7 protein-coding genes are annotated in these 7,703 nt (G+C 51.2%); 5 read left to right on the top strand and 2 right to left on the bottom strand.

Going from position 1 to position 7,703, the window contains the following annotated elements:
• The 5 genes from ABYV26_RS16345 to ABYV26_RS16365 form a co-directional block, all read left to right on the top strand.
• Positions 1 to 572 (top strand): CBS domain-containing protein (locus tag ABYV26_RS16345; protein WP_372682423.1); only part of this gene is annotated, 572 nt, incomplete at its 5' end.
• A 55-nt stretch (positions 573 to 627) separates the two neighbouring features.
• Positions 628 to 2,115 (top strand): SLC13 family permease, encoded by a 1,488-nt coding sequence (locus ABYV26_RS16350; RefSeq protein WP_372682424.1) that lies wholly within the window; start codon positions 628 to 630, stop codon positions 2,113 to 2,115.
• 119 nt (positions 2,116 to 2,234) lie between these two features.
• Entirely contained in the window at positions 2,235 to 2,780 is a 546-nt protein-coding gene (locus tag ABYV26_RS16355; RefSeq protein WP_372682425.1) for a CBS domain-containing protein, read from the top strand.
• A gap of 312 nt (positions 2,781 to 3,092) precedes the next feature.
• Positions 3,093 to 3,254 carry a response regulator gene (locus ABYV26_RS16360; RefSeq protein ID WP_372682429.1) on the top strand — a complete coding sequence of 54 codons (162 nt, stop codon included), beginning with the start codon at positions 3,093 to 3,095 and terminating at the stop codon, positions 3,252 to 3,254.
• Positions 3,255 to 3,260: 6 nt separating this feature from the next.
• Positions 3,261 to 4,478 (top strand): sigma-54-dependent transcriptional regulator, encoded by a 1,218-nt coding sequence (locus ABYV26_RS16365; protein ID WP_372682426.1) that lies wholly within the window; start codon positions 3,261 to 3,263, stop codon positions 4,476 to 4,478.
• Positions 4,479 to 4,776: 298 nt separating this feature from the next.
• Here the strand turns inward: ABYV26_RS16365 and ABYV26_RS16370 are convergent, their stop codons facing one another.
• Both ABYV26_RS16370 and ABYV26_RS16375 read right to left on the bottom strand, forming a co-directional pair.
• A complete protein-coding gene (locus ABYV26_RS16370) occupies positions 4,777 to 5,919 on the bottom strand; it encodes a TolB family protein (protein ID WP_372682427.1) in 1,143 nt (380 codons plus the stop codon).
• 167 nt (positions 5,920 to 6,086) lie between these two features.
• Positions 6,087 to 7,583, bottom strand: coding sequence for an amidase (locus tag ABYV26_RS16375; RefSeq protein ID WP_372682428.1), 1,497 nt, complete (start codon positions 7,581 to 7,583; stop codon positions 6,087 to 6,089).
• Between the last annotated feature and the right edge of the window lie 120 nt (positions 7,584 to 7,703).

The raw sequence follows: 7,703 nt of genomic DNA on the forward strand, positions 1-7,703 counted from the left end.
AAGAGAGGAGGATCGGATTGAAACCAAAACTGGTAAAAGACCTGATGATACCGCTGTCGGAATATGCAACGGTATCTGAAGACGCCACCCTCAGCGATGCTGTTGCCGCCTTGAAAAAATCCCAGGCGGATTTTGACCAGGCCAGATACCGGCACCGGGCGATCCTGATTATGGGAGCCGGTCAGCAGATCGTTGGAAAAGTGAATTTTCATTGTATTTTAAAAGCTTTAGAGCCTCGGTATGAAGACATGTTCGCCGACGACGGTCCCATGCACATGGGCTTCACCCGCAAATACCAGAAGGCCATCTTTGAGTCCTTGAAGCTGTGGCAGGACCCGCTGGACCAGATCTGCGAAAAGGCTGCCCAAATAAAGGTCAAATCATTCATGACCAAACCCAAAGAGAGCGAGATGATTGAGCCCGATTCAACCTTGAGCGAGGCCATCCACCAGTTGGTCGTCGGCCATCATCAGTCCCTGTTGGTGACCCAAGACAAGGGCGTGGTGGGTGTGCTGAGGCTGACCGACGCGGTGGAAGTCGTCATCGATGCCATTATGTCCTGTCATCAGTAAATTAACGAAGCCGAAAATCTGGCGACACATATGTTTACACTGGAGGATACAATAAATGAGTAGCGACGCAGCAGCGATCCCAGCCGGCGGGCTTGGCTGGAAGAAATACATGTTTATGGCCATCGGTATCATCCTGTTCGCCATCGTTTACTATTCACCGCCCTGGCCGGCTGCCCTCGATCCCGAGGGGAAGGCTTTTGCGCTATCTCCGGAGGGCAAGGGCGCATTGGCGGTGTTTCTGCTGGCCGCCACATGGTGGGTGTTCGAAGTGGTGCCCATCGGTGTGACCAGCCTGACCATCGGCGTCCTGCAGGTGCTTTTCTTCATCCGCCCGGCCAAAGACGCCTTCAAGGATTTCATGGACCCCAGCGTGCTCTTTATCTTCGGCTCGATCGTGGTCGGCCTGGTTTTTACCAAGACCGGATTGACCCGCCGGATCGCCTACAAGATGCTCGGCATCGTCGGTGAAAAGACCAGCATGATCTACCTGGGATGCTTTGTTCTCACCGCCGCGTTGACCCACATCATGGCCCACACCGCCGTGGCGGCCACCATCTACCCGCTGCTGGTGGCCATCTACGCCATGTACGGCGAGGGGGACAAACCAACCAAATTCGGCAAAGGCCTGTTTATCGGCATGGCCTATATTGCCGGGGCCGGATCCATCGTCACCCTGCTGGGGGCCGCCCGCGGTGCCGTGGCCCTGGGTTTTTTCAATGAAGTCGCCGGAAAGACCGTCGGTTTTTTTGAACTGTCCTACTATATGGCACCCATCGGCTGGCTGATGACCTTTCTCCTGTGGGGCTTTTTCATGGTGGTCATGAAACCGGAAAAAAGGACCATCCCCGGCCTGCGCGAAAGAGCCAAAAGGCTGAGCCAGGAGATGGGGGGCATCTCCAGAAACGAAGTGACCGCCGCGGTCATCGTGGGTGCCGCCATCCTGGTATTGGGCGTGTCGGCGGTGTTGAAGTCCACCATGCCCGAATTTACGCCGCCCCACAAGACCGCCGTACTCCTCACTTCGACCATTCTTTTCTTTGCCACTGGGCTTCTGGACATCAACGACCTGGAAGAGATCCCCTGGAACATTATCCTGCTCTTTGCCGGTGCCATGAGCATCGGGTTCTGCCTCTGGCAAACCGGCGCCGCCGAGTGGATGGCCGTGAACTGGCTGACCATGTTCAAAGAGTCGACCGGATTCGTCTTCGTCATGAGCATCGCCTTTTTCGTCATGATGATGACCAACTTCATCATGAACGTGGCGGCCATCGCCATCTCCCTGCCGGTGGCCCTGGTCATTGCGCCCTACCTGGGCGTGTCCGGAGAGGTCATCCTGTTTGCCTCTTTGGTGGTGGCCGGCATGCCCTTTCTTCTGCTGGTGGGCGCCGCACCCAATGCCATCGCCTACGACTCCAAACAGTTCACCACCGCTGAATTTTTCTTGTGGGGAATCCCGGCCAGCATTATCTTGATGGTGGTCACCGCCTTTGCGGTCAAGGTGCTCTGGCCCATCATGGGCATGCCCATTTCGACCGGCGGCTGACCCGTTCAATCGTCGCCCTGACATCATCGAAACAGCCGTGCCGCCGACGGCGGCAGGGCTGCTTCAATCGTTAACCGCGGCTAAGTATGGCACGCTAACGATTTCAGAGAGGGAAGCCAATGAAAAAGATTTTCGCAAAAGAGTTGATGATCCCCATCTCAGACTATGTGTCAGTCAAAAAGACGGACACCCTGGTTGACGTCCTGCAGGCCCTTGAATCGGCAAAGCAGGCCAATGCGCACGCCCATCGGGATGCCATCGTGGTCGATGACGGCGGCAAATTCGTGGGAAAGGTCACCATGATCGACATCTTTCGGGCTCTTGAACCCGGGTATAAAAAAATCATGAAAGGCCGCGCCACCGGTACGCTGACCAACGAATCCGTCATGAAAGCGGTAAAGGAATTCAACCTATGGTTGGAACCGGAAAAGGATATCTGCCAGCGCGGCAGCAAAAAAACCGTCGCTGAGGTCATGCATGTTCCCGAAAAAATCGAATTCCTCCAGGAGACCGACACCATCGAAAAAGCGCTGAACCTTTATGTCATGGGCGTTCACCAGCCCCTGATCGTCAAGGACGGCAACACCGCCACCGGCGTCCTGCGGTTCGGCGATATATTCGAATCGGTAAGAAAAGCCCTGCTGGCCTGCGACATCGAACAGTAGCGCCGTTTATGATCACCACCCGACACGGGTGCCAGGCCTTTTTTGAAAGCGCGGATGGATATCGTCCATCCGCGCTTTGCTTGTTCTGGGTTCCGGTCTCTGGTCTCTGGTTTCTGGTTTCTGGTTTCTGGTTTTTGGTTTTTGGTTTTTGGCTCCCCACTTCCGAGTTCAGTCCTCAATCCCCTATTCCTTTGGCTTCTTCCCTTTTACAAAAAGGGGCTGCACATGTTTTCTCTTGAGGGTGCCGGTTTGATCGTCAATAAACCGGGGAATAAAATTTGACGCCGATTCTAGAATTCAAAGAATCTGTATCTGACACTTGCCCTCGACGCGTCATACCGCATTGTGACCTTCTCAAAGGCCGAATCGGCCATCGATGTAATAAAAAGCGACCCACCCGACATAATTCTGCTGGATATCGGATTGCCCGATATGAACGGCATAGAAGCGCTCGAAAAAATTAAGGCGCTCTAGCCCGACATGCTGGTCATCATGTTTACCGCTTATGAAGATATCGCAACCGTCGTTTTAGCAATGAAGCGCGGGGCATACGACTATGTCGTCAAACCGCTGCACATGGATAGCCTCGAGGTAACCATTAAAAAAGCCCTCGAGACCATAAAATTGCGCAAGGAAGTTCAAACCCTTCAGGCGCGATACCTGCGAGAAAACCTGCCCTGTTTCATCGGTGAAAGCCGAGCCATCCTCGATGTCATGGATTTTATAGAAGATGTGGCCAAAAGTCCCGGCACCCCGGTTCTTCTCATCGGTGCGACAGGCACTGGAAAGGAATTGATTGCCAGTTCGATCCACTATCGCAGCCCCCATTTTCAAGGCCCTCTGGCAGTCGTCAATTGTGCCGCCATTCCGACCGATTTGATCGAGAGTGAGCTTTTTGGATATGAAAAAGGTGCGTTTAGCGGTGCACAATCATCAGGTAAAAAAGGATTGATCGAGGAGGCAGCCGATGGCACCCTTTTCTTGGATAAAGTCGGAGATTTGAGCCTTGAAGCCCAGGCCAAACTGCTTCGATTTTTAGAACAAGGCGAGTTCTACCGCCTTGGGGGGACGGAGAAGCACCACATACAAACACGCGTCGTATCGGCGACGAATAAAAATGTCGAGGAAATGATTAATGACAATCGGTTCAGGAGCGATCTATACTTTCGCCTTGGTGTGATACGCGTTGAGATACCCTCGCTTAACGAACGTAAGGAAGATATCATTCCCTTGGCCAAACATTTTTTATTTGAGTTCAATACGAAATTTAATAAAAACCTGTCAGGGTTATCATCGGAATCGGAAAAACTTCTTCGGATGCACAACTGGACGGGAAATGTTCGCGAACTGAAAAACCTCATCGAGCGGGGTGTGTTAATCGGAAAAGGGACTGAGCTTACACCACAAGACTTGGGATTAGACGATACGGCATCCGCAAATCGATCATCGTCTATAGGCCGGCCTGCAATATTTCCGCCCCTACCGGAAACAGGCATTGATCTCAATGAAATCGAACAATCTAAGGAGAGGTATTATATCGAAACGGCCTATAAGATGGCCAAAGGCAATGAAAGCAAGGCCGCCAAACTGCTGGGCATCAACCACCACACCTATCGGTACCGCAGAAAAACTACACGAAAAATGAACAATTACTCCTGGAACGGTCCACGCAGACAAACCGATATCAATTTTACCTGACAATCAAGTTTCCTGACCGATACTTGGATTGACCCAACTGAAATGCGCGTCAGGACGATGCTTGGCAATTGGGTAACAAAACGTTTCAGAGGTCCCCTTTCACCGTTTTGTTGAAAGTATCAACCGTTTTAACGTTGCGCTTAACCGGGCGTGGCCTAACGCAGCCGTTTCGCACGGCTATAAGCTGTCGCGAGCAACGGCTTGTCGGCGGAAACCTTGTTTCCATGGGGCAGAATCGAGTATCATGATGTTTTAACCTCGCCACCAAGCGGTCGGAACATGGGTGCGAGGCCTGGCATCACTTCTTGCCCCGCCGCTCCCAGTCATCTTCCAATTCTATCAGAATCGTCACGCCTTCCTGAGTCACCAGATTTACTTGCAGGTACGCCATCAGGAACTTCCCGTCTGGACTCAAACTGGCGTCAGCTGATACGATTAACTTATTCTTATAGGTCGGTAAATTGGGATTGTTGAAATCGGTGAGCCGCACCTTGTCGCTTCCGTCAAGATTCATACTCCAGTAATCGGTGCCCCCTTTCTGGTTGTCCTGGCCCGTCATCCATACAATCCGTTTCCAGCTGGGAGAGTACATTGCGTGCTCGTTCCATTTTTTGTCTGCCAGGCGATCCAACCGGGCCTGGTCGATGAGGTATCGGTACAAGTTCGAATGAAACGCCTTGTCGTTTTCAAAGGTCGAGGTGAACAGCAGCGTGCGATTGTCCAGGGAAAGGCCGTGATTCTCGTACCACCCCGCCTTCCCAGGAACATACGACTTCACATTGGACAGAACCGGCTTACCCTTCTCGAACATGAAGTCGCCAACTTGGATCTTCCACTCGCCGAAACCATGGAGGAACTTTGGCGCCCTATACATCTCACCCCAAGTCAGCTTGCTGCCGTCGTGGGAGAAATGAGGGTGCAAAACACCACTGGTGTCATCCTCCGGCGTGTCGGTCAGGCGAAAGCACCGCCGCGTCGCCAGTTCCATCAACCACAAATCGGAATGTCTCCCGAATCCAGGCGTGGCGGCCAGATCCCGCCCCCACCGCCCTTGCCTGTACTTCTTCTGAGCCTGAAAGACCATATACTTGCCGGACGGATGCCATTCCGGCTGGCCAATATGCCCCCTGCCCAGCACCGCCTGCTGGTCGCAGGTGAGACAGATTTCATCGCTCCCGTCTGGACGAATCCGGTAGATGTCGTAATAGCCGTCTTCGCCCTTTCGGTCCATCAGGATGTACTCGCCGTCGTGGGACCAACTGACCCGTCCACCGCTCGCACCGATTGGAGTGATCTTCTTCACCCGCCCGTGCGGTGACCGGGCTGATCCGACGATTTGAGTCAACTCTGGCGTTGCAGCGATCGATGAATCCATTTCCCCTGCATGGGTCACACTGACCAAACCAACCATTGCGGAGATAATCAGTAAAAAGATCCTCATCCTATTGCCTCTGTCAATTTTATGCTAACGTTGCCAATCTGTCGTGTTTTTTGGCATGGGCGAATTTGGCTTTGTTACTAAACATACTGATATTCTGCTTTAACATGCCAAGATGATGATACAAACCAAAAGCGTTCCTGTTCGTTGTACAATGGCAGTATTGCTATTTAGGCAAAAACTGGTGGACGTTTATTAAACCAAGGCTGCTCATTTTCGAGCTGTGCCGCGAGTCGGAACAACGTAGCTTCATCTCCAAAGCGGCCAATAAACTGTGACCCACAGGGCAGCCCCTCTGACGACCAATAAAGAGGTACGGACATGGCTGGTTGACCTGTAAAGTTTGCAAGCTGAGTAAAGGGGGTTTTTGATAAGCTCTCAGTGGCGAGCTTGTCAACAACTCCGGAGGCTTTTAACAAACCACCCAACCCCAACGTATTCACAACTTTCAATAAAACTCTTTCAGCAGGTTTGGGCTGCAATTCGCCGATTTTAACTGGGGGGTAAGCCATTGTGGGTGTGAGATAAACATCATAGGCCTCATGAAAGCGTCCCATTACACGAGCGGCCTTGTCCCATTCACGGATGATCTTTACAAATTCGCCGGCGGAAAAAGCTTGGCCCAACAAACCGAGAGTCCAAGTTAATGGTTCTACATCTGAAGGTTTGGCCTTTCTCCCGAGGAACAAGCTCAATTCTTTGATTTCAGCGGAGACTTCGCCGAAATACATGATAAAAAAACTTTTTGCTAAAAGTAGGCCATCTATCTTCGGCATCGTTTCTTCAACATCATGCCCCAATTTTTCGAGCAAACCGGCTGTATGCTCCACCGCCTTTATACAATCTTGGTGTACCGGTGTATCAATGGGTGAATGCGTATTAAAAGCAACTCTAAGACGACCCGGTTTTTGTTCTATTTCCTTAAGGTAGGGCTGTGAGGGAGGAATGATAATATACGGTGCCCCTACATCAGGGCCATGCGTTGCGTCTAAAATTCCAGCACTATCCCGAACTGAACGAGTAAGGACATGTTCAACCGCTGCACCTTGCCAGAGTGCACCATGATCTGGTCCGGTAGGATTCCGGCCTCGGCTGACTTTTAAACCAAAAATACCACAACATGAGGCTGGTATGCGAATCGATCCGCCACCATCATTACCTGAGGACACCGGTACCATACCGCTAGCCACAGCTGCGGCAGATCCGCCGCTCGATCCACCTGGAGTATGGTCAAGATTCCAGGGATTCCGAGTCGGCCCGTGTAGTTCCGGTTCGGTTATTCCCAACAATCCAAACTCCGGGGTGTTTGTCTTTCCCAATATGACAAGACCGGCTTTTTTATATCTTTTTACAATCTCGCTATCATGATCTGAAATGTTATTTCTGTAGGCCTTTGATCCTTTTGTTTCCACTACCCCGGCGTAAACTTCAAGTAAATCTTTTAACAGAAAAGGAACCCCTGCGAAGGCTCCATCGAGAGGATTTTGTGCAATATAATTGCGGGCTATATCATACATCGGGGTGACAACTGCGTTGAGCTGAGGATTGATTTTTTCAATGCGCGCAATGGCCTCCTCACATATTTCAGCCGGTGAGATTTCCTTTTCTTTTACCAATTTCGCTAAACCCAATCCGTCGTACTGGTCGTATTCTTGAAACGCTCTCATACGCCCTCCTTTAGACTTAATTGATAGGTGTTGCTGAAGAAATTGGTAATGATAGCTATTTATAAATTGGATTTAACAAGTTTGAAATATTGATAATACAATAGTTGCAATATTACAATG

The organism is Desulfosarcina sp., assembly GCF_041551955.1.
GTDB lineage: Bacteria > Desulfobacterota > Desulfobacteria > Desulfobacterales > Desulfosarcinaceae > Desulfosarcina.

Excerpts from the sequence above, each read along its gene's own strand:
- ABYV26_RS16350 (WP_372682424.1), top strand. The coding sequence starts at position 628 with ATGAGTAGCGACGCAGCAGCGATCCCAGCCGGCGGGCTTGGCTGGAAG.
- ABYV26_RS16355 (WP_372682425.1), top strand. The coding sequence starts at position 2,235 with ATGAAAAAGATTTTCGCAAAAGAGTTGATGATCCCCATCTCAGACTAT.
- ABYV26_RS16365 (WP_372682426.1), top strand. The coding sequence starts at position 3,261 with ATGCTGGTCATCATGTTTACCGCTTATGAAGATATCGCAACCGTCGTT.
- ABYV26_RS16370 (WP_372682427.1), bottom strand. The coding sequence starts at position 5,919 with ATGAGGATCTTTTTACTGATTATCTCCGCAATGGTTGGTTTGGTCAGT.
- ABYV26_RS16375 (WP_372682428.1), bottom strand. The coding sequence starts at position 7,583 with ATGAGAGCGTTTCAAGAATACGACCAGTACGACGGATTGGGTTTAGCG.